At 67.7% G+C, this 20,100-nt stretch carries 19 protein-coding genes, 2 tRNA genes and 1 pseudogene; 5 read left to right on the top strand and 17 right to left on the bottom strand.

The annotated features are described in order from the left end of the window. The first annotated feature begins 361 nt into the window (after positions 1-361). Positions 362-1,255 (top strand): AraC family transcriptional regulator, encoded by an 894-nt coding sequence (locus B5F70_RS00480; RefSeq protein WP_087203602.1) that lies wholly within the window; start codon positions 362-364, stop codon positions 1,253-1,255. Here the strand turns inward: B5F70_RS00480 and B5F70_RS00475 are convergent. From B5F70_RS00475 to gdhA, 6 genes are all read right to left on the bottom strand, one after another. Next, positions 1,233-3,134, bottom strand: a complete 1,902-nt coding sequence (locus tag B5F70_RS00475; RefSeq protein WP_087203601.1) for an alpha-amylase family protein — start codon at positions 3,132-3,134, stop codon at positions 1,233-1,235. The two genes, B5F70_RS00480 and B5F70_RS00475, sit on opposite strands and share 23 nt — an antisense overlap. Positions 3,135-3,412: 278 nt before the next feature. Then, positions 3,413-3,673: a hypothetical protein gene (locus B5F70_RS00470; protein WP_087203600.1), complete on the bottom strand. Its 261-nt coding sequence runs from the start codon at positions 3,671-3,673 to the stop codon at positions 3,413-3,415. 121 nt (positions 3,674-3,794) lie between these two features. Then, the gene (locus tag B5F70_RS00465) at positions 3,795-6,278 is read right to left on the bottom strand and encodes a molybdopterin cofactor-binding domain-containing protein (protein ID WP_143325043.1); all 2,484 of its coding nucleotides are present in this window, start codon (positions 6,276-6,278) and stop codon (positions 3,795-3,797) included. Next, positions 6,275-6,823 (bottom strand): 2Fe-2S iron-sulfur cluster-binding protein, encoded by a 549-nt coding sequence (locus tag B5F70_RS00460; RefSeq protein WP_087203599.1) that lies wholly within the window; start codon positions 6,821-6,823, stop codon positions 6,275-6,277. Before B5F70_RS00460 ends, B5F70_RS00465 begins: the two co-directional genes overlap by 4 nt. Continuing rightward, entirely contained in the window at positions 6,820-7,677 is an 858-nt protein-coding gene (locus B5F70_RS00455) for an FAD binding domain-containing protein (RefSeq protein ID WP_087203598.1), read from the bottom strand. The genes B5F70_RS00460 and B5F70_RS00455 overlap by 4 nt, the downstream gene beginning before the upstream one ends. Before the next feature lie 267 nt (positions 7,678-7,944). Continuing rightward, a complete protein-coding gene (gene gdhA, locus B5F70_RS00450) occupies positions 7,945-9,300 on the bottom strand; it encodes an NADP-specific glutamate dehydrogenase (protein ID WP_087203597.1) in 1,356 nt (451 codons plus the stop codon). Positions 9,301-9,605: 305 nt separating this feature from the next. On the opposite strand from gdhA, the pseudogene B5F70_RS10815 reads away from it, so the two are divergent. After that, a pseudogene (locus tag B5F70_RS10815) lies at positions 9,606-9,734 on the top strand (family 1 glycosylhydrolase); the annotation flags it as partial. Between the two features lie 312 nt (positions 9,735-10,046). Further along, positions 10,047-11,417, top strand: a complete 1,371-nt coding sequence (locus B5F70_RS00440; RefSeq protein WP_087203595.1) for an aldehyde dehydrogenase — start codon at positions 10,047-10,049, stop codon at positions 11,415-11,417. Between the two features lie 168 nt (positions 11,418-11,585). Here B5F70_RS00440 and B5F70_RS00435 read toward each other — a convergent pair whose 3' ends face one another. From B5F70_RS00435 to B5F70_RS00405, 7 genes are all read right to left on the bottom strand, one after another. Continuing rightward, entirely contained in the window at positions 11,586-12,302 is a 717-nt protein-coding gene (locus B5F70_RS00435; protein WP_087203594.1) for a hypothetical protein, read from the bottom strand. 196 nt (positions 12,303-12,498) lie between these two features. Next, entirely contained in the window at positions 12,499-12,690 is a 192-nt protein-coding gene (locus B5F70_RS00430) for a hypothetical protein (RefSeq protein WP_087203593.1), read from the bottom strand. A 361-nt stretch (positions 12,691-13,051) separates the two neighbouring features. Then, positions 13,052-13,345: a hypothetical protein gene (locus B5F70_RS00425; RefSeq protein ID WP_087203592.1), complete on the bottom strand. Its 294-nt coding sequence runs from the start codon at positions 13,343-13,345 to the stop codon at positions 13,052-13,054. After that, complete coding sequence (locus B5F70_RS00420; RefSeq protein ID WP_239463003.1) at positions 13,345-13,632, bottom strand: type II toxin-antitoxin system Phd/YefM family antitoxin; 288 nt, start codon at positions 13,630-13,632, stop codon at positions 13,345-13,347. The genes B5F70_RS00425 and B5F70_RS00420 overlap by 1 nt, the downstream gene beginning before the upstream one ends. A 36-nt stretch (positions 13,633-13,668) precedes the next feature. Next, positions 13,669-14,016 (bottom strand): hypothetical protein, encoded by a 348-nt coding sequence (locus tag B5F70_RS00415; RefSeq protein ID WP_087203591.1) that lies wholly within the window; start codon positions 14,014-14,016, stop codon positions 13,669-13,671. 64 nt (positions 14,017-14,080) lie between these two features. Continuing rightward, positions 14,081-14,154: transfer RNA gene (locus tag B5F70_RS00410), tRNA-Gly, on the bottom strand. Between the two features lie 3 nt (positions 14,155-14,157). Continuing rightward, positions 14,158-14,234, bottom strand: a tRNA-Pro gene (locus tag B5F70_RS00405). A 442-nt stretch (positions 14,235-14,676) separates the two neighbouring features. On the opposite strand from B5F70_RS00405, the gene B5F70_RS00400 reads away from it, so the two are divergent. Beyond that, positions 14,677-15,369 carry a DUF1287 domain-containing protein gene (locus B5F70_RS00400; RefSeq protein ID WP_087203590.1) on the top strand — a complete coding sequence of 231 codons (693 nt, stop codon included), beginning with the start codon at positions 14,677-14,679 and terminating at the stop codon, positions 15,367-15,369. 90 nt (positions 15,370-15,459) lie between these two features. On the opposite strand, the gene B5F70_RS00395 is transcribed toward B5F70_RS00400, so the two are convergent. Both B5F70_RS00395 and yqeB read right to left on the bottom strand, forming a co-directional pair. Beyond that, entirely contained in the window at positions 15,460-16,575 is a 1,116-nt protein-coding gene (locus tag B5F70_RS00395) for an XdhC/CoxI family protein (RefSeq protein WP_087203589.1), read from the bottom strand. Between the two features lie 53 nt (positions 16,576-16,628). Continuing rightward, a complete protein-coding gene (gene yqeB / locus B5F70_RS00390; protein WP_087203588.1) occupies positions 16,629-17,420 on the bottom strand; it encodes a selenium-dependent molybdenum cofactor biosynthesis protein YqeB in 792 nt (263 codons plus the stop codon). A gap of 142 nt (positions 17,421-17,562) precedes the next feature. On the opposite strand from yqeB, the gene yqeC reads away from it, so the two are divergent. After that, complete coding sequence (yqeC, locus tag B5F70_RS00385; protein WP_158094896.1) at positions 17,563-18,309, top strand: selenium cofactor biosynthesis protein YqeC; 747 nt, start codon at positions 17,563-17,565, stop codon at positions 18,307-18,309. Here the strand turns inward: yqeC and B5F70_RS00380 are convergent. Together B5F70_RS00380 and B5F70_RS00375 are read right to left on the bottom strand one after the other, a co-directional pair. Then, positions 18,268-18,867 carry a nucleotidyltransferase family protein gene (locus B5F70_RS00380; protein ID WP_087203586.1) on the bottom strand — a complete coding sequence of 200 codons (600 nt, stop codon included), beginning with the start codon at positions 18,865-18,867 and terminating at the stop codon, positions 18,268-18,270. The genes yqeC and B5F70_RS00380 overlap by 42 nt on opposite strands. Positions 18,868-18,876: 9 nt before the next feature. Next, on the bottom strand, positions 18,877-20,067 hold the full coding sequence (locus B5F70_RS00375) for an MFS transporter (RefSeq protein WP_204573088.1): 1,191 nt from the start codon (positions 20,065-20,067) through the stop codon (positions 18,877-18,879). Positions 20,068-20,100: the final 33 nt, after the last annotated feature.

Genomic DNA, 20,100 nt, shown 5'->3' with positions numbered 1-20,100 from the left:
TGGCGATAGTAGCACCTACCATTTTGCGCTTTCTAGCGTGCACTTTGGTATCTTATATGATTGATAGCCCTAATCTGCAGGTATATGCTGGTGCTGTATCCAGTCACGATACCGCAGGTTTTCGATGAACGGCTTATTTTCGACCGGCAACGGTAGGTTCTGCTAGCTCGGCACGGAAGTGTTGTATTTGCCCTTTTCGCAGGTTATCCTCCTAGTATTGAGGCGGCGCGCCAATGCTGGCACGCTAATATACCATAATGCCTTGTGTATCTCGTTTCGCTATATTATAAGGAATGTTTGCTCGCATTGTGGTATATTCTGATTCGATGCAGGACTCCGAGCGGTAAAGGAGCGCGCGATCATGCGTCCGCACGAAATCGACTTCTCCACCTTCGAGGGCGGCATCTTCACCGACCTCATGCCCTACCAGTACGGGCGCGAGGTCTGCGCGCCCGCGCACGCCTTCGGTCCGGCGCGGCGCAGCCACTACCTGTTCCACTACATCCTCTCGGGCTCCGGGGTGTTCACCACCATCAGCGACGAGGGCGAGCGCATCGACTACCCCCTGCACGCTCACGAGGGGTTCCTCATCTTCCCCACCCAGATCACGACCTACATAGCCGATATGGCGGACCCGTGGGAGTACATCTGGATCGAGTTCGACGGCGTCCAAGTCAAATCGGTGCTCGACAACCTCGGCGTGAGCACCGTGCACCCGGTGTACCGCGCGCACGATGAGGCCGCGCGCGAGGACATGGCTGCATCGATGCGGGCGCTGCTCGACGAGCGGAACGCCTCGCCCTTCGCCCTCGTCGCCGACACCTACCGCTTCATCGACGGCTTCGCCCGCTCGTGCACCCCCTACCGCGCCGCCCAGACCGGCAAGCTCCATGGCTTCTATGTGGACGAGGCCCTCGCCTACATCGACGAGAACTACGTCGCGGACATCGGCGTGGAGGACATCGCCCGTCACATCGGCTTGAACCGCAGCTACTTCGGCAAGGTCTTCAAGGAGGCCATGGGCGTCTCGCCGCAGCAGTTCCTCATCGGCTACCGCATGGAGAAGGCGGCGGAGCTCCTCAAGCTCTCGGCGCTCTCCGTGGCGGAGGTGGGGCGCGCCGTCGGCTACCCCAACCAGCTGCACTTCTCGCGCGCCTTCAAAAACGTGCACGGCGTCTCCCCGCGTGCCTGGCGCCATGCGCACGCGGGGAGCGTCTCCTCGGGGGCTGAGATCACGCCCGTTTCATCCACATAAAGTCCCAGCCGCACATATCGACCGTCTCCACCGCCTCGGTCACACCCGTCACCAGATCGGTGTAGGCGGGAGCGGCCGGCAGGGTCACGGTCTTGCCCTCGTCGCTGAAATTGAATACGGCCACGAGCACTTCCTCGCCGAGTGTGCGCTCGATCCAGAGCAGCGCCGGATCGGCCGCATCGCACACCCTGACCGTCGCCTCCGCGCCGAAGACCGGCTCCTCACGCCGGATGTCCTCAAGATCGGAGAGCGCCTCAAAGAGCCGGTGGGGCACGCTGTCAGCGTCATCGATAGCGTCTACGAGCTCCCAAGGGAACTTCCCCCGGTGGATGTAGCGGGAGTCATCGGCGCGTTCGGGATCGTCGCGATAGCTGTAATCGTTCACCTGTCCCACCTCGTCACCGCTGTAGATGATGGGCAGGCCCGACTGCGTGAGCAGGTACGCGTGGAGCATGATGTCCTTCTGGAGGGCCCATGCGAGCTTGTCGTCATCGCCCTCGAACCCGGCGGCCTCGACCCCGCACATCGACGCCGTCGTGCCGCAGAAGCGCGCGTCACCTGTCGTTGGATCGTCGTTGTAGAGGGCGCCCCGGCTGTCGCTTCCCGCTACGATACCCAGGAAGTAGTCGTTCAGGTACTTCTTGTGCGGCACCTCTTCCATCCCCCATGCGGAAAGCGTCGGGTAATCGAGGCCCCAGCCGATATCGTCATGGCAGCGCAGATAGTTTAAGAACGTGTAGGTGCGCGGCAGGGCGCAGACCGCCTCCATCTGACGTCTGAGAAGCCTGGTGTCGCGCGTCGCCACGGTGTGCCACGTTGTCGCCATGGTGGTGACGTTGTAGAGCATGTGGCACTCGGGCTTCTCGGGCGTGCCAAAGTAGGGCGCGACCTCCTTGGGCTCCATCACGACCTCACCCAACAGCACGATGCCCGGGCACACGATCTCGCCGATCATGCGCATCATGCGCACGATGGTGTGCACCTGGGGGAGGTTGCGGCAGTTGGTGCCAAGCTCCTTCCAGATATAGGGTACGGCGTCGATGCGAATGATGTCCATGCCCTGGTTGGCGAGGTAGAGGAAGTTGTACATCATCTCGTTGAAGACGCGGGGGTTCCTGTAGTTGAGGTCCCACTGGTAGGGATAGAACTGCGTCATAACGCTCTGCCCCAGCTCGGGCAGGTAGGTATAGTGGCCCGGCGCAGTGGTGGGAAACACCTGCGGCACGTCGCGCGTGTACTGGTCGATCACCGCCTGGTTGCGCTCGAAGAAGTACCGGCTCATGTACTCCCCCTCGCCGGCACGGGCGCGCCGCGCCCATTCATGGTCCTCGGAGGTGTGGTTCATGACGAAGTCCATGCACAGGCTGATGCCCTGCGCGTGGCAGGTCCGCGCCAAGTGGGCAAGGTCGTCCATCGTGCCCAAGTCGGGGCGCACGCGGCGAAAGTCCGCCACCGCATAGCCGCCGTCCGACCGGCTCTTATCTGCCGGTGTATCCAAAAACGGCATAAGGTGCACGTAATTGACATGGCAGCGCTTAAGGTAATCGAGGTGCTCCTCGACCCCTTTGATGGTGCCGGCAAAGTTGTCGATATACATCTGCATGCCGAGCATATCGCGCTTGCGGTACCATGCGCCCTCGGCCTCGCGCTCGGCGTCGAGCTGCTTGAGGTCTGCCGGCCGCGCATCGAAAAACGCCCTCAACTGCTCGCAGAGCTCGGCAAACATATCCCCGTTATCGTAGAGCTCCATATAGAGCCAGCGCAGCTCGTCGTGATGACGCGCTAAACGCTCCCGAAAGCGCTCGTTGTTCTTTGGGCGGGATGCGGATCCTTTGGTTTTTGCGGACGACGCAGTCGTCCCCCTCGCGTCGGCTTTCATGCGCGCTCCTAAAACATGTGTACGGGCCCCGTGCCTGGCTGGCACGGGCGCCCCGGTTTTTGCGTAACGTAACTACGCGCAAGGCCTGTCGCATGAACCACTATACGCGCCTTGGGACGCAAGTCCAGCCCTACGGGTTGGGACGGTGCAAGATTTCGGCAAACGGCACGGCGCTCGAGCGGCACGGCGCGGTGAGACCGCCGGAACGGCACCGGTTCCGACGGCGGGAGGCGACTCGGCGGGTACAGACGGCCGCGGACTATTGCGTCAGCATATTGCTAGCGCATGAAAAGGAGGGCGATGTTGCTCACGATGGCGAGGACCGGTGCGAGGAGGCACAGGAAGACGCCCACGCCGGAGCACACCATGCCGACGGTGCTCGTCAGGTCGCGCCGGTAATCCGCCCGCCGCGCCCGGCGGCCGAACACGAACCCGCAGCCGCCGGCGACGGCGCCGAGGAGCTGCAGTGGGATGACGGGCACAAACGACAGCAGCATCGAGACGACGCCGAGGGCGATAGAGACATAATCCTTGGGCATGAGAACCTCCGAGAACGGGTGACGCCTCCATTATAGGGCGCGCCGCCCGCACGAGCCTTGCGGCAGATGCGGGCGGCGTGCCTGCGCGGTGCCATGAAGCGGCCCTGCCTGCGGGCTGCGGCTATCCCTCCCGCTCCCCGAGGAGCACCTTCTCGGGCGTGATGGGAAGGTCGCGCACGTAGACGCCCGTGGCATGGGCGATAGCGCTCGCGATGGCGGGCGGCGGGGTGTTGATGACGACCTCGCCGATGGATTTGGCGCCGTACGGACCGGTGGGCTCGTAGCTCTCGCAGAAGTCGACCCGCACCAGGGGGATGTCGAGGCGCGAGGGAATCTTGTACTGCATGAACGTCCGAGTGCGCATGCGGCCCTGTGGCCCGCGCTGGACGTCCTCGGTAAGCGCCATGCCGATGCCCTGGCCGATCCCGCCCTCCGCCTGAACGCGGGCGAGGTTCTCGTTCACCACGGTGCCGCAGTCGACGACGCCCACGTAATCGACGACCGTGACCTCCCCGGTCGCCTTGTCGACGTCCACCTCGGCGATGCCCGCCATGAAGGGTGGCGGGCTCGTGGGGGAGCTCGCGGCGGCATGCGCCGTGAGGCAGTCGCCGTCGCCGCCGCGGACGCACGCCGCGGCGAACTGCGCGCGCGTGAGCTCTTGGACGGCAAGGACCTCCGGGTCGCCCTCCTCCGGCGCGGAGACCCCGGGCGCGCCCACGACCGCATAGGCGCGGCGCATGTGGTCGATGGCACCGGTGACCTCGCTGAACTCGGGCTCTGTCGGCGCCGCGAGGGTGCCCTCGGCCAGCTCCGCCCCGTCTGCCGGGCCCTCGGCCGTCGTGTAGAGGCGCGCCCCGTCGAAGTAGACGCTGCGCGCCGGCACGCCCATGAGGCCCGCCGCAAACGTGCGCATGCGGCGGATGAGGTCCTCGGCCGCCTTCACGACGGCCATACCCGTAAGATAGGTCGTGGCGCTCGCGTAGGAGCCGGTGTCGTAGGGCGATACATCGGTGTCCACGCCGCGCACCACGATGTCGTCCACCGTGCACCCCAGTGCCTCGGCCGCAAACTGGGCGAGGATGGTGTCGCAGCCCGTGCCCATGTCCGTCGCGCCGATGGAGAGGGTGTAGAATCCCTCCTCCTCGAGTCGCAGGTCCACGCTCGCGATATCGATGCCGGCGATGGAGGACCCCTGCATGGCGAGCGCGCAGCCGAGTCCGCGCACGCGGTCGCCGAGGTCGCGGCAAAGCGGCTTGTTGCCCCAGCCGATCATCTCCTGGGCGCGGCGCAGGCACGCCTCGGCGCCCGTGGAGAAGAGCGTGTTGCCGTCGTACTGCGCCATGACCTCACCCTCGCGCGTGAGGTTTTGGAGGCGCACCTCGCACGGGTCCATGCCGAGCGCGTCGGCGAGCTCGTTTACCGCGGACTCCACGGCGAAGAGGCCCTGCGTGGCGCCGTAGCCGCGGAAGGCGCCCGCGGGCTTGGTGTTGGTGTAGACGACCTCGTAGCTGAAGCGGCTCGCGAGCACGCGGTTGTACAGCGGCAGCGTCTTGTGGCCCGCGAGGCCGATGGTGGTGGGCCCGTGCTCCCCGTAGGCGCCCTGGTTGGAGAGGACGTGGAGGTCGATGGCGACGATGGTGCCGTCCCGCCGCGCGCCGAGGCGCACCTGGAGCTGCATCTCGTGGCGCGCGTTCGAGGCGGTGTTCGTCTCCTCGCGCGTATAGACGATTTTGGCGGGGCGGCCCGTCCGATGCGTCACGAAGGCGCAGAAGATCTCGTTGCACCCGCTCTGTTTGGCACCGAAGCCGCCGCCGATGCGCGGCTTCACCACGCGCACGCGCGCCTGCGGGATATCGAGGGCAGCCGCCACCATGCGGCGGACGTGGAAGGGCACCTGGGTGGAGGCCGTCACCGTGATGCGCCCGTAGGCGTCCATCTCGGCGAAGGCGCGGAACGTCTCCATCATGGCCTGCTCGTTGGCGCGCGTGTGGTACGTGCGGTCGATGACGACATCGGCCTCGGCGAAGGCGGCGTCGAGGTCGCCGACGGCGCTCACGCCCTGGCTCACGATGTTGCGCAGGCGCTCATTTTGAATCCACGCGCCGTTGACGTGGTAGTTCTCCTCGGGATGGATGACGGTGGGGTTGTCGATGGCGCGCGTGAAGTCGAGCACAGGGTCGAGCACCTCGTAGTCGACGCGGATGAGCCGCAGCGCCTGATCGGCGGCGCGCTCGGTCTCCGCGGCCACGATGGCGACCTCGTCCCCCTCGTAGCGAACGTACTCGTCGAGCAGCAGCCGGTCGTAGGGCGAGGCCTCCGGAAAGCTCTGCCCCGCGAGCGTGAAGCGCCGCTGAGGCACGTCGCGATAGGTGTACACGGCGACCACGCCGGGCACCTTGAGGGCCCGCGCCGTGTCGATGGCGCGGATGCGCGCGAAGGCGTGCGGGCTGTGGAGTATCTTGACGGTGAGGGCGCCCTCGGGGGCGAGGTCGTCGGTATAGACGGGCTGCCCGGCGAGAAGCGCGTAGGCGTCCTTCTTGACGGTGGGCGTATGGAGCTGGCTGAGCGTGCGGCGCTCCTCCTCGCGCGAGACGATCATGCTCATCGCTGCGCACCCCCCATCGGGGAGACGGTATGAGCGGGGGCCTCAGCGGCGCCCGCTGCGGGGACGTTGCCCGGCACCGCGGCGGCGCGCTCGGCAAGGTAGCGCATGACGCCGCGGCGCTGCGCCATATAGCCCGTGCAGCGGCAGAGGTTGCCGGCGAGATAGGCGTCCACCGCCGCCGGGTCGGCCGCGAGGGGGGCCGCGCCGAGCTCGCGCTCGGCGGCGAGCACCGCCATGATGAGGCCGGGCGAGCAGAAGCCGCACTGCTCGGCGCCCTCCTCCGCGAGGCAGCGCGCGAGATGGCGCGACGCAGGGAGCACGCCCTCGAGCGTCGTCACCTCGTGTCCCTCGGCGCGGACGGCGAGCATCGTGCACGAGAGGCGCGGGCTGCCGTCGACCCACACCGTGCAGGCGCCGCAGTTGCCCGTGTCGCACCCGCACTTGACGCTCTTGAAGCCGTGCGCACGGAGCACCTCGGCGAGCGTGGCGTCGGCACTCGCCTCGCACGAGAGCACCCGTCCGTTGACGGAAAGGTTCATGTTCATGCGCGTCCCTCCTCGGCGGCGCGCAGGGCGCGCGCGGCGATGACGGGGGCCACGCGGCGGCGGTACGCAGCGGAGGCCCACATGTTGTCGGCGTAGACGAGCGCACCGAGGGGCTCGGCGATCGCCGTCGCCGCAGCCTCCTCCGCCTCCACCCGCGCCGCCTCGTCTGACGCGGGGTCCGCCCACACCGCGAGCGCGTCCGCGAGCGAGGGCACCCGGGCCGGCTCGATGGCGATGAGGCGCGCCCGGGCGGGGCGGGCGCCGACGGCGATACGCCAGGTACCGTCCGCCGTCGCGCTCGCCGCCGCGTTGAGCACGGGGATATCGGTCGCCGCACGGCGGACGGCGCAGTAGCCGGTGCGCGGCCGATCCTTAGGGATGCGCACATGCGTCAGGACGTCTCGGGGGAAGGCCTTAGCGCGCAGGAGCTCGTCGATGGGGATGCGCCCCGCGCCCACGAGCTCGACCTCGGCGCCAAGCGCCAAGAGCACGCAGCACACGTCGGAGAAGCCGAAGCGGCCCGCGACGCTGCCCCCCACGGTCGCGCCCGCGCGGAACTGCACCCCCACGATGCCCGCGAGCGCGCGGGCGACGGCGCCGCCCGTTGCGGCGGCGATGCCCTCGTGGCACTCGAGCGCGCGCAGGCTCACCATGGCGCCCACCCGCCAGGTGTCGCCCGCATCCTCGATGGCGTCGAGCCCGCAGGCGGACAGGTCGATCACGAGCGGGTAGGCGGTCTTTGCGAGGCGCATCCACGCCCCGCCGCCGAGTATCCGCGCCCGCTTGCGCTTCTGGATGATGGCGTAGGCCTCCTCGGGCGAGGCCGGACGCTCCAGGGTACGGAACCGAAGCATCAAACTCCCTTACGTTCGCCAACCGCTCCCTCCCGGCGGTTACGCCCTCAAGCTTATCCCACCCGCCCGCGGCGCGCGCCATGAAGGCCCGCCCATCGGCAAAACGACCAGAGGATGCCCATGACCGGCGTCAGGCCGCGATACGCAAACGGCCGCCGGGCCCGGAGGAGTTCCGGAGCCCGGCGGACGTGAAGTGCACGCACCGCCCCTATGGGCGAACATCATCGCGGAGGGCGCAGGGCGCCTCTCCGCGCGCAGGTGCCCCGCCTAGCAGACGCCCTGCGCCATCATGGCATCGGCCACCTTGGTGAAGCCGGCGATGTTGGCGCCCATGACGAAGTCGCCCTCGTGGCCGTAGGCGCGCGCCGTGTCGTCCACGTTGTGGAACATGTCGCGCATGAGGCTCTCGAGCTTGCCGTCGACCTCCTCGAACGTCCAAGAGAGGTGCTCGGCGTTCTGGCTCATCTCCAGGCCGGAGACGAGCACGCCGCCGGCGTTCGCAGCCTTGCCCGGCATGAAGGCGACGCCGTGGTCCTTGAGGTAGGCGGTCGCCTCGAGCGTGGTGGGCATGTTGGCGCCCTCGCCCACGACCTTGCAGCCGTTGGCCACCAGCGCCTCGGCGTCCTCGAGCAGAAGCGTGTTCTCGCGCGCGCAGGGCAGCGCGATGTCGCAGGGGAGCTGCCACACGCCGCGGCCGTCCTCCGCGTGCCAGGTGGCACCGGGGCGCTCGTCCACGTACAGGGCCAGGCTGACGCCCTTATCGTGGCCGGAGCGCTTCTGGTTGTAGATGTGCTCGAGCACCGTATAGTCGATGCCCGCGGGGTCCTCGACCCAACCCTTGGTGTCGGAGCAGGCGATGACGGTGCCGCCGAGCTGGGAGACCTTCTGGATCGCGTAGATGGCGACGTTGCCCGAGCCGTGCACGACGACCTTCTTGCCGGCAAAGCTGTCGCCGCGGCTCTTCAGGTACTCGTCCACGAAGTAGACGAGGCCGTAGCCCGTGGCCTCGGTGCGCGCGAGCGAACCGCCGAAGGTGAGGCCCTTGCCGGTGAGCACGCCGGACCACTCGTTGCGCAGACGCTTGTACTGACCGAACAGGTAGCCGATCTCGCGGCCGCCGACGCCGAGGTCGCCCGCAGGCACGTCGGTGTTGGGGCCGATGTGGCGGCAGAGCTCGGTCATGAAGCTCTGGCAGAATGCCATGATCTCACGGTTGGACTTGCCCTTGGGGTCGAAGTCGGAGCCGCCCTTGCCGCCGCCCATAGGCAGGGTGGTGAGGGCGTTCTTGAAGATCTGCTCGAAACCGAGGAACTTGAGCATGCCGAGCGTCACCGTGGGGTTGAAGCGCAGGCCGCCCTTGTAGGGGCCGATAGCGGAGTTGAACTCCACGCGGTATCCGCGGTTCACCTGAACCTTGCCCTCGTCATCCACCCACGGCACGCGGAACATGATGACGCGCTCGGGCTCGACGAGGCGCTCGAGTAGCGACGCCTCCTCGTACTCCGGATGCGCCTCGACGGCGGGCTCGAGCGACTCGAGCACCTCGGTCGCAGCCTGGATGAACTCGGGCTGGTCGGCGTAACGGTCCTTAAGCTCGTCGATAATCCTCTGCGTATAGCTCATGCTACTCTCCTTCTGAAAACAACGGTGACGGGAGGACGCGGGCCGAACGACGCATGCGGCCGCGCGTGGATCGCTCCTTTTTGCCTTCGCAAGTGTACTCGGGAACGCGCGAAAAAACGACGTCGCTACCGGGCGCGTAATGGAGCTGCAACATCTCCGCCACGAAACCGAAACGCGCCCGGGAAAGCCCCGGCGCCGTCCGGGCGCCTCCGAAGCGGGCGTCCGCCCCGGGGTGGCCGCGCGCTCAGCATGCGAGCTCGCGCGCCACAAGCTCGAAGAGCTCCCACGCGCTCGCACCGCGGGGCCACCGCGCCGTCGACGGCTACCATCATTGGAAGGAGCACATCGCCCTCATGGCCGAGATGGGCTTCGGCGTCTACCGCTTCTCGATCACCTGGAGCCGCATCTTCCCGCTCGGCGACGAGGACATCCCCGTCATGGCGAAGCGCGCCGACGCCGAGGGCAACCTGCTTTACCCCGTGCCGCTCCTCATGGATGCGACCGAGCTCGAGAGCCTGTACCATAGCGTGCAGGAACCCGCCCCCGCGGGCGCCGCCGACGAATCGGGCGAGCAGGCGGCTGAGACGGAGGGCGTCGCCGGCTCCGCGACCGACGCCGCCCGCATGCCCGCCGCGAGCCTGCCGCACCGCCTCGCGCACGCCGTGCGCACGCAGATCCGCCGTGCGCGCCGCGCCGCCCGCCGGGCCGGCTCCCGAATCCGCACCAACCGCTAGCGAGGAGATACCGTGTCCATCCAGGAAACCGTCGAGCGCTGCCGCGCCTATTTCTCAACCGGGGCGACCATCCCCGTCGAGGCGCGCATCGAGGCGCTCCGCGCCCTCGAGCGCTCCATCGTCGCGCATGAGGACGACATCAACGCCGCCCTCTACAAAGACCTCGGCAAATCCGCGACCGAGAGCTACATGTGCGAGGTCGGCCTCACCCTGGCCGAGCTCCGCTACCAGCTGCGGCACGTGCGCCGCTGGGCGCGCCGCCACCGCAAGCCCACCGGACTCGCCAACTTCCATGCAACAAGCTTCACGGTGGCCGAGCCCTATGGCGTCGCGCTCATCATGAGCCCCTGGAACTACCCCTTCATGCTCACCATGGAACCGCTTGCGGGCGCCATCGCCGCCGGCAACACGTGCGCGCTCAAGCCGAGCGCCTACTCCCCGGCGACCTCAGCGGTCATACGGCAGGTCGTCGCCGAGGCGCTGCCGGCGGAGTATGTCGCCGTGGTGGAAGGAGGCCGCGCGGAGAACGCCGAGCTCCTCGACCAGACCTTCGACTACATCTTCTTCACGGGCGGCGTCACCGTGGGCAAGCTCGTCATGAGCAAAGCGTCGGAGCACCTCACACCCGTCACGCTCGAGCTCGGTGGCAAGAGCCCCTGCATCATTGCCGCCGACGCCAACCTGCGCGTCGCCGCAGCGCGCGTGGTGTTTGGCAAGTACCTCAACTGCGGTCAGACGTGCGTGGCGCCCGACTACGTCTTGGTGGACGAGCGCGTGCACGATGCGTTTCTCGCCGAGGTGATAAGGCAAATCGAGCAGATGCTCGGCGAGCGTCCGCTCGAGAACCCCGCCTGGGGCAAGATCATCAACAAGAAGCACTTCGACCGCCTCTCGGGCCTCATCGACCCTGCCAAGGTGGTCTGGGGCGGAGGCAGCGACGCCCAGACCCTCCAGATCGAGCCGACGGTGATGGACGGCGTCACCGCCGAGGACGCCGTCATGGGCGAGGAGATCTTCGGGCCCATCATGCCCCTCATCACCTATAAGACGATCGAGGAGGCGGAGGCATTCATCAAAGCGCGCCCCAAGCCGCTCGCCCTCTATCTCTTCACGCAGAGCAAGGCGCTCGAGGACCGCTTCCTCAGGCACGTGCCCTTTGGCGGCGGCTGCGTCAACGACACGGTGCTCCACCTCGCCACGAGCGCCATGGGCTTCGGCGGCGTGGGCGCCTCGGGCATGGGAAGCTACCACGGCATCTACAGCTTCCGCACCTTCAGCCACGAGAAGTCGGTCCTGAAGAAGTACAACTGGATCGACATGCCGCTTCGCTACCAGCCCTACGCCGCGTGGAAGGACAAGGTCATCCGGCTTTTCCTGCGGTAGCCCCAAACCGACACAACAGCATACGCTCCGAGCACCTCACTCGTAATGCCCCCTGCAGCGGAGCAGATTATAGAGACCCTACAGATGCCACTGCGGGCAAGGCGGCATGTCACCAAACCTTGCCCGCAGGGGCTACGGGTTATCTGCACGGGACAAAGGGACGGCTACCTACGCTTCCGGAATCACATAGAAGAGCGCCACATCGACATACAGCGGCATATCGGGCTCGGGGATGTCGAAACCCTCGTCCATCAGGCTGATGATGACCAAATACTCAGTCGCCTGGCCGTTAAAGGTCGTGGGACCGGAATAATTACCGAGCATCCTAGTCTCATCGAACGGGCTCGGCGCGGTCGAGGAGCTCGTCATGGGCTCGAGGCCGAACGCGTCGACCGCCTGCTGCGCCAGACCCTCCCATTCCGAAGAGTCCACCTCGGAGTGGTACATGGTGACATCCACCCCCGTGACGATGGTCGCGGGATCGAGCGTCTCCAGCGTCCGCTCGGAATCGCTCGTAAACACCGGCTGGTCGATGGTCAGAGAGATCTGAATGCTCTCACTTGTCCCCTCGATGAGCGGCTGCTCGAGCTCACCGGTCAGGGTGATAAAGAAGTAGCTGTAATCGTTCTCTTCGCTCCCATCGTAATATGCATCTGAGACCTCAAAGGAGAGCAGCTCAAGATCTGAGATGGCCTCGGTAGCAGGGCGCGCGTAGAACGCACTCTCCTTCCAGTTGGTCATAACGGGCTCGGGGGTCTCCTCCTCCACCGCAGCGGGCGCGGACCCCTCGGTCGACACGGAGCCCGCAGGCGCGCCCTGGGTGCACCCCGCAAGGAGCGCTGCCGACAAGCAGAACACGGACAGAAACGCGGGAACGGCCCTCATACGAATCTCCTTCCTCTCCCGTTGCCATCGAGACGGGCAACGCGCACCTCCATAGTACGGTCATATCTGAGGCAGAAACGGGCAGCGGTCGGCGAGCGGCAAGGCGATGTAACAACCCACGCAAAATCGGTCACGAACGCTACGGCGGGCTGTTCTTGCCCATGCGCGCCCTGCGCGGGCAACCCCGCAGCGGCGTCTATCCCGCCTGCTTGGCGAGAATCTTCTGGAAGAAGCCCGTGTTGTAGAGCTTGAGCGCGGCCGGCACATCGAGCTGGTTCCCGGCGCGTCCAAGCACCTTCTCACAGTTTTGGCCCATGTCCGCGATGAACATGAGTCCCGAGACAAAGCCCGCCATATCCGAGTTGAGGTACACGATGGGCTCGGCCATCTCCTCCGAGGTGGCGAGGCGCGCTTCATAATGGCGATCATCTCGCCCCAGGTGGTGCAATCCATGATCTTGACGTATTCGCGGCGCCAGTTCTCCCACATAAGGCCGCCGCATGAGGTCACGTACACGATGGCGCCGCCTGCGGCCATGCGCTCGCTCATATAGGTGTCGGTGATGTACTTGTTCGCGATGAAGTTGACGGTGAAGGTGGTCCAATAGCCGGTGCGCGCACCGGAAAGGCCCGCGACGCCAAAGAAGTGGTCGATGCGTTCGGGCAGCTCGCCGAAGGCAGCATCCACAGCTCGAAGGGGAAATCGAAAGGACGCGCTATACCCACAAGCGAACAAAGGACACGGGGCCGCTAGCGCTGAAACTTGCCCATCGGGTCGCGTCGGGAGTCCTCCAGATACTCAACGTGCACCTCGTCGGCCTCCTCATCGAACGTGTAATAGATCCCAAAATGCCCCGCAAAGGTTACCAGCACCTCATGAGGAGGCCGCGCCGAATCGTAAGCCGGATCATATACCATTCCCATATGGGGAGCGAACGCCAGTGCCTCCAACCGACGGCGCACGCGACGCGCGTCATCCTTCGAAGTGATGGAGGCCATAGCGGCGATGACGGAAGGCGCCAGCACCACCTCGTGACGCTCCATCAGACACCCCAATCTGCTCCAAGGCCAGCGAGGGCCTCTTCAAGCGGGACCCCGTGCCCCTCGGCGATCTCGCGATGCCCCTGCATGATGCCAGCCAAGACACGCTCTTCACGAGCAACCAGGGCGTCGCGAAACGCCATGCGCCGGTCGAACTCGGCCGCATCCATCACAACGACGGCCGATTTACCGTGACGCGTCAGATAGATAGGCTCCTTGCTGCGCATCGCCTCGTCAGCGAGCGCGGCGCTGTTGCGCTGCATCTCAGATATCGGCAGGACAACCGGCATGGTGCTCACCCCATCGATCTCCAGGGACTCTCTTTTTTACATAAGTATATATGTAAACTGAAGCCACTGTTCGCTGAACGAGTTGCCCCGCCAGCCCTCCCCCGTCATCTGACCGCCATCGATCTGGTGAAAGTGGAGGCCCGCGGCGGTTGCGAACGTCTTGAGCAGGTGAGATTTGCCCGATGCGGTAGGGCCCACGAGAAGCGCCGAGGCGATGTTGGGCAGAAGCTGGGGGTTCACACCATCCTCTACCACACGGCGCGAGCGCTCGCAGGCAGCGTCGACAAACGTACAGAGCCAGTCAACCGCCGCGTCCTGCCCGATGACGCGCTCCTTAACCTCGACTGCGACCTCTTCGAACCCCTTATCGTTGCCACCGTACACGTCGAGAACCCCTCCGCCAAACCAAAAGACCCGGCGCTTGCGGGCACCGGGTCGTATCGCACGATGGAGCGGGCGACGGGAGTCGAACCCGCCTCATCAGCTTGGAAGGCTGAGGTTCTACCGATGAACTACGCCCGCGTGTGGTCGGGACGACAGGATTTGAACCTGCGACATCCTGCTCCCAAAGCAGGCGCGCTACCAAACTGCGCCACGTCCCGACGTCCGTAGGCGATAGTATACGTTGAATCGCGAAGCGCGGCAACGGCAGACGCAAAAACTGGCAAACCTCTCAACGGAGCGTGGGGCGTGGGGCGATTTGCATCCGTCCATCACACGCGCGTACACAAGCGGGTTCATTACCGAGCTTTATGTCCGGCGCGGCACGTTAGGGCGAAACGCGCGGCAATGTGCGCACTAAGGTGTCAACCGGTCTCCCGCGCACCAAAAGATCCCTGCAATGGAAATCCGTCCGATTCCATACACGGCAGGACCGAAAGTCGAAGGGGCAAACTGCCATCGGTGACAGGGCGGGCGATCGGCGGGCAGTCATCTTGCTACAATGAAGGTCGACCTCGCAACCTGCGACGATAACCGTTATCCGCTGCAGGCACCGCACCTCGGCGCCCCCTGCATCCGCCGCCGCCTTTCGAGGAGGTACCCATGAGTCGACACCGCCTCGCGTTCGGCCTCACCTCCCTGCTGACACTCGCGATCGCAGCGGGCGCGCTCCTCATCGGCACCGGCAATCTGTGCATCACCTCGACGGCGCGCCCCGAAGGCGGCACCGCGCGCACCGTGCCCGCGCGCGCAGATGCAGGCGATGCCGACGGCGATGGCATCGACGATCAGACGGACATACTCGAGGGCGCCCTCGCCTATGTGGCCACGCGCCCCCGCTATCGCAGCGCGTATTACGCCGAGGGCTGGCCAGACGACGGGTGCGGCGTGTGCACAGACGTCGTTGCCCGCGGACTGCTTGCTGCAGGCTACGACCTCAAGACCCTCATGGCGGCCGACATCGAGCGCGGCCCGGAAGCCTACGGCATCGCCGAGCCGGACCCCGCGATCGACTTTAGGCGCGTGCGCAACCAGCAGGTGTTCTTCGAGCGGCACGCGCGGGCGCTCACGACCGACGTGTACGATCGGGACGCCTGGGAGCCGGGCGACATCGCGGTCCTCCCCGAGCATGTGGGGATCGTCTCCGACCGCTGCGACGCCGACGGCATCCCCTACCTCATCCATCACGAGGGACCCTGGCAGCGCGCCTATGAGGAGGACGTGCTCGCGCGGCGCCCTGAGGAGGTCGTCGGCCACTATCGCGTGACCGGCGACCTGAGCTCCCCGGCAAGCTGAGCTTCCGTGCGGGCCCGCCGAGAACCGGACCGCGCCCGCACAGAGGGCCCCTACGTGCCGCAGCTCACGGCAACAGGGCGGAACCGTGCGCTAATGCGGCAGGTCGACGCCGTGGCGCACCGCGATCATCTGCGCGGCGATCGAGATGGCGATCTCCGCCGGCGTCTCATCGCCCAGCGGCAGGCCCACCGGCATGTGCAGGCGGGCGATCTCCTCGGGCGCAAAGCCCGCCTCGGCGAGCCTGCGATGGATGTAGGCCGTCTTCTTCTTGCTGCCAAGGCATCCGAGGAAGCGCGGATGCGCGCCGAGCGCCGCGGTGACGACGAGCGCATCGGTCGCATGGCTCGCCGTGCACGCCACCACCTGGTCGCGCGGGCCTATGGCGACGCGCTCGAGCGCCTCGCCGTAGGGCGCGCAGACGACACGGGAGGCCGCAGGGTGAAGCTCGGGGCGGGCGAGCTCCGGGCGGTCGTCGCAGAGGACGACGGGGTGGCCGAGGCCGGCGAGCACCGGCACGAGCGCCGCGCCCACATGACCCGCGCCGAAGATGATGGCCCGTCCCCCGGCAGCGATGGGAAGCACGAGCATGCCGTCCACGATACCCGCCTCATCGAGGGCGAGGGCCCGCTCGGCGCGCTCGCCGGTGAGGGCATCGGAGGAGACGAGAAGCGCCGCGGGCGCCGGTCCCCCCTCGCCGGCGGCCGCCTGCAGCGCCTCCGCCTCGCTGCGCCCGGCGCGGGTATGCGTCAGGCGCGCCTGAACGCGCTCCCCTCCCTCGTCGCGCCAGAGGGCGCCGACCGTCGGCTCCCCCGTCTCGGGCAGCTCGAAAACCAGGCAGCTGCGCCGGTTCTCGCGAACGCAGGCGGCAAGCGCAGCCGCGGCGTCCGCCGCCTCCGGCGCCACCGCGGCAAGGCACACCGTCACCGCGCCGCCGCAGATCATGCCCGTGGCGCTTCTGGGGCTGTCGATGCCGAAGCGCCGCACTTCAGACGCCCCCTCCTCCCTGAGCTTGGAGGCGCGCCCGATAACGAGGCGCTCGAGCGAACCGCCGCCGACGGTGCCCTGCACGCGGCCGTCGGCGAAGACCGCGAGCAGCGCCCCCGCCTTACGGGGCGCCGAGCCCTCCGTCGCCACGACGGAGGCCAGCTCGACCACCTCCCGTCTCCGGAGCGCCTCCGCAAGCGCCGCAAGCATCTTCTCGTCCATTGCGTCCTCCCCGTCCCTTCTGAGGGCACGCGCCCGGCAAGCCGGCGCGGCCGCTATCCGAGCGCGCCCGTCAGCGCGAGCACCGCCTCCAGCACGCCCCCGCCGACGGCGCGCGCCTTGTCCGATATGCTGAAGCAGTGCGCCGCGACGCCGCGCGGGTCGATATCCCCCGCCTTCATACCCGGCTCCACGGGCACCCCGGGCGCCAGGAGCCCGCGCAGCACGCCGTCGATGGTCGCCGGCACGGGCGAGCCCGCCACCGTGGCGACGACGTCCCCCGCGCGCACCGTGTCGCCGATGGCGCGCACGGGCTCGAAGGCGCCCGCCGCCGGGGCGCGGAGCACCCGGTCCGCCCCGTGCCCCGCAATGATGCCGGGGACGCCGGTGTCGGGCTCCGCCGACCCCTCCCAGATGACGCGGCCGAGGTTGTGGCCGCGGCGCGTCTCGACGACGGCATGGCAGTCCACGCCCGCCGTGAAGCCGGGGCCCACCCCGATGACGGCGCGCGCCATGTCGATCGCGGTGCCGAGGTTCCGCTTGGCGATGATGGCATCGACCACGGCGTCGGGGCCAAGCTCCGGCAGCGCCTCCGCCCCGGGGTCGACCAGGACCGCGACCAAGCCCTCGGCCATGCACGCCTCGGCCGCCGCCGCATCCGGCACGCAGCGGGCGCGCACGCCCTCGACCTCCGTCTCGCCCAAGCGGACGGCCTCCGAGAAGGCGACGGTCCGACGGACGGTCGTGGGCTGGGCTATATCGGTCATCGAGACCGCGCACCCCGCGCGGAAAAGCCTTACGGCGATACCTGTCGCCAAGTCCCCCGCCCCTCGCACGAATACAAGCATGTCGTCCCCTTTTCACCCCATCGCCGGCGCATACCGCAGATTGCATAGGAAGATTGTATACGCGGCGCCCGCATCGGCCGCGTACCATAATGAAAGTGCAGGGATCGCCCGGGAGGCGGGCGGCTCGCTGGAAGGAGGGGCCGTGCTCGAGAAGCGCGCGTACGACGATGTCGCCGAGATGCTGGGGGTCGAGCCCGGCATAACAGCCATCATCGGGAGCGGCGGAAAGTCGACGTTGATGGACGTCCTCGCGCGCGCCGTGGCGCGCGGTGGCGCGACGGCGCTCATCACCACGTCCACCCACATCCGGCGCGCCCAGCGCTGCCCGGTGTACACGGGTGCCGACGCCGCCGAGCTCGAAGGGATGCTCGACGAGCGCGCCGTCGTCTGCTGCGGCACGCCCGCGCAAGACGGCAAGCTCGCCGCCCCGGCGCTCCCGTGGGAGACGCTTGCCGGCATCGCCGATTACGTCTTTGTCGAGGCGGACGGCTCGCGCGGGCTGCCCGCCAAGGCGCACGCCGCCCACGAGCCCGTCATCCCCGCCGCGGCGCGCCTGGTGATCGACGTGGTGGGAGCCCAGGCGTTCGGCCGCCCGCTCTCCGAGGTGGCGCACCGCCCCGAGCTCTTCTGCGTGCGCGCGGGCGCCGCCCCGCACGAGGCGCTCACCCCCGAGCACGTCGCCGCCGTCGTCGAGCGCGAGCGGACCGAGGGGGCCCTCCATCTACCGCCCGGGGCGCGCTTCGTCCTCGCCGTCACCCATGGGGCGCTTCCCGGCGCCGGCACGCGCGCCGCGCGCTTGGCCCGCGCCCTCGATGAGCCCGTGTACCTGCTCGACCACCCCACGAGGCTATGCGCCCGGGCGCGGGCGGAAGCCGACGGCGCCCGCTGACAGCGCGGCGCGCACCGAGACGAGGTCGGCGCGGGTATCGATATCGAAGAGCTCCTCGGGGCCGAACGCCTCTACCGCGCGCACATCCTCTCCCGTCAGAAGCGAGCGGCCGCCGTCGGCGCCGGTGAGCGCCGAGAGCGCGGCGAACAGCCGCCGCGGAAAGAGTACGGGCGCCGCCATGACGCCGCCGTATGAGAGGCGAAGGACCCGCTCGGGCTCCGCACGATGCGCCGCGGCGAGCGATGCGAGGCTCTCGGGGCGCACGAGCGGCTGGTCGCCGGAGAGAAACACGCAGCCGTCCCAGCGCGCCGCGCCCACCGCGAGCCCCGCCCGCACCGAGGCGCTGCGCTCCGCCCCTGCGGGCGCGACGCATCGCACGCCCGCAGCCTCCGCCCGGACGCGCACCTCAGGCCAGCGCGTCACCACGACCGTCTCGAATACGGGGGGCACCGAGCGGATGGTCCGCTCGACCACCACCGCGTCGCCCAGCGACGCCAAGAGCTTGTTGCCGCTAAAGCGCGTCCCCGCGCCCGCCGCCATGATGACGCAGCCGAGCATGGCACCCCCTTATGCCGCGCGCCGGCGCATGAGCGCGTTGACCTTCTCTGCGGCGACGACCATGACCAGCAGAAAGACGAGCAGATACGGCGGGTACAGCTCCATGCTAATCCCCTGGCCGATCACGCCGAAGAGCGGCGATACGACGAGCGTGCCCACGTAGGCGAAGGCCATCTGCATACCGGTGAGAGCGAGCGCGACGTCATCCCCAAAGCGCGCCGGCGTAGCGTGGATGATGGAGGGGTAGATGGGCGCGCAGCCGAGGCCGACGAGGACGAGGCCGACGAGGAGCACCGTGTCTCCCAAGGGCAGCAGCATGGCGCCGATGCCGAGGGCTATGAGCGCCTGGCCCAAGCGGATCATGTTGTGGTCGGAGACTTTGAGCGAGATGAAGCCGCTCACCCCGCGCCCCAAGGTGATGCCGATATAGAAGAGCGACGCCCAGCTCGCCGCCGTCTGCGCATCGATGCCGCGGGCGAACGTGCAGTAGCTCGCCGCCCAGACGCCGCACGTGCTCTCGAGCGCGCAATAGCAGAAGAAGCAGATGAGCACCGCGAGCACGCCGTCGCGTCGCAGGAGCGCACGGCGCGAGATGGGCGCGCCCTCGGCGTCCCCGGAGCCCGCGTCGTCCGCATCGTCTGCCATCCGCGGAAGCGCCTTGTCGCGCCAGAGCGGCAACGACAGCGTCAACACGATGACGATCGCAAGCTGCAAGCCGCCGAGCACCAGAAAGCCCAGCGACCACGAGCCCACTCCGAGGCACTGCGCCATGATGAGGGGACCGCCGCTTGCGCCCACGCCCCACATGCAGTGAAGCCAGCTCATGTGCTGCGACTCGTAGTGCACGGCGACATAGGTGTTGAGGGCGGCGTCGACCGCACCCGCACCGAGACCGTACGGAATCGCCAGAAGGCAAAGCTGCCAGAACTCCGTCGCCACCGAGAACCCCGCGAGCGCAGCCGCGGTGAGCCCTACGCTCACCGCCGTCACCCGCCCCGTGCCGAAGCGCTCGACCACGCGCACGGATTGCAGGCTCGACAAGATCGTGCCCGCCGAGATGATCATGGTGACGACGCCCACCCAGGAGACGCCGGCACCGAGATCGGGCGCCATGGTGGGCCAAGCTGATCCGATAGCGGAGTCGGGCAGACCGAGACCGATAAAGGCAAGATAGATGATAGGCAGCAGGCCGGCAGGCATAGGCACTCCCCTAGGCGCGATACGGGACGCGAC

Origin of the sequence: Collinsella sp. An268 (assembly GCF_002159765.1) — a bacterium.
Classification (GTDB): domain Bacteria; phylum Actinomycetota; class Coriobacteriia; order Coriobacteriales; family Coriobacteriaceae; genus Coprousia.
Note: the sequence above shows the minus strand (reverse complement) of the source record. Positions and strands in the feature narration are given on the sequence as shown.

Bases quoted from the DNA above. Each gene is read 5' to 3' on its own strand.
- B5F70_RS00480 (WP_087203602.1), top strand. From the start codon at position 362: ATGCGTCCGCACGAAATCGACTTCTCCACCTTCGAGGGCGGCATCTTC.
- B5F70_RS00475 (WP_087203601.1), bottom strand. From the start codon at position 3,134: ATGAAAGCCGACGCGAGGGGGACGACTGCGTCGTCCGCAAAAACCAAA.
- B5F70_RS00470 (WP_087203600.1), bottom strand. From the start codon at position 3,673: ATGCCCAAGGATTATGTCTCTATCGCCCTCGGCGTCGTCTCGATGCTG.
- B5F70_RS00465 (WP_143325043.1), bottom strand. From the start codon at position 6,278: ATGAGCATGATCGTCTCGCGCGAGGAGGAGCGCCGCACGCTCAGCCAG.
- B5F70_RS00460 (WP_087203599.1), bottom strand. From the start codon at position 6,823: ATGAACATGAACCTTTCCGTCAACGGACGGGTGCTCTCGTGCGAGGCG.
- B5F70_RS00455 (WP_087203598.1), bottom strand. From the start codon at position 7,677: ATGCTTCGGTTCCGTACCCTGGAGCGTCCGGCCTCGCCCGAGGAGGCC.
- gdhA (WP_087203597.1), bottom strand. From the start codon at position 9,300: ATGAGCTATACGCAGAGGATTATCGACGAGCTTAAGGACCGTTACGCC.
- B5F70_RS00435 (WP_087203594.1), bottom strand. From the start codon at position 12,302: ATGAGGGCCGTTCCCGCGTTTCTGTCCGTGTTCTGCTTGTCGGCAGCG.
- B5F70_RS00430 (WP_087203593.1), bottom strand. From the start codon at position 12,690: ATGGCCGAGCCCATCGTGTACCTCAACTCGGATATGGCGGGCTTTGTC.
- B5F70_RS00425 (WP_087203592.1), bottom strand. From the start codon at position 13,345: ATGGAGCGTCACGAGGTGGTGCTGGCGCCTTCCGTCATCGCCGCTATG.
- B5F70_RS00420 (WP_239463003.1), bottom strand. From the start codon at position 13,632: ATGCCGGTTGTCCTGCCGATATCTGAGATGCAGCGCAACAGCGCCGCG.
- B5F70_RS00400 (WP_087203590.1), top strand. From the start codon at position 14,677: ATGAGTCGACACCGCCTCGCGTTCGGCCTCACCTCCCTGCTGACACTC.
- B5F70_RS00395 (WP_087203589.1), bottom strand. From the start codon at position 16,575: ATGGACGAGAAGATGCTTGCGGCGCTTGCGGAGGCGCTCCGGAGACGG.
- yqeB (WP_087203588.1), bottom strand. From the start codon at position 17,420: ATGCTTGTATTCGTGCGAGGGGCGGGGGACTTGGCGACAGGTATCGCC.
- B5F70_RS00380 (WP_087203586.1), bottom strand. From the start codon at position 18,867: ATGCTCGGCTGCGTCATCATGGCGGCGGGCGCGGGGACGCGCTTTAGC.
- B5F70_RS00375 (WP_204573088.1), bottom strand. From the start codon at position 20,067: ATGCCTGCCGGCCTGCTGCCTATCATCTATCTTGCCTTTATCGGTCTC.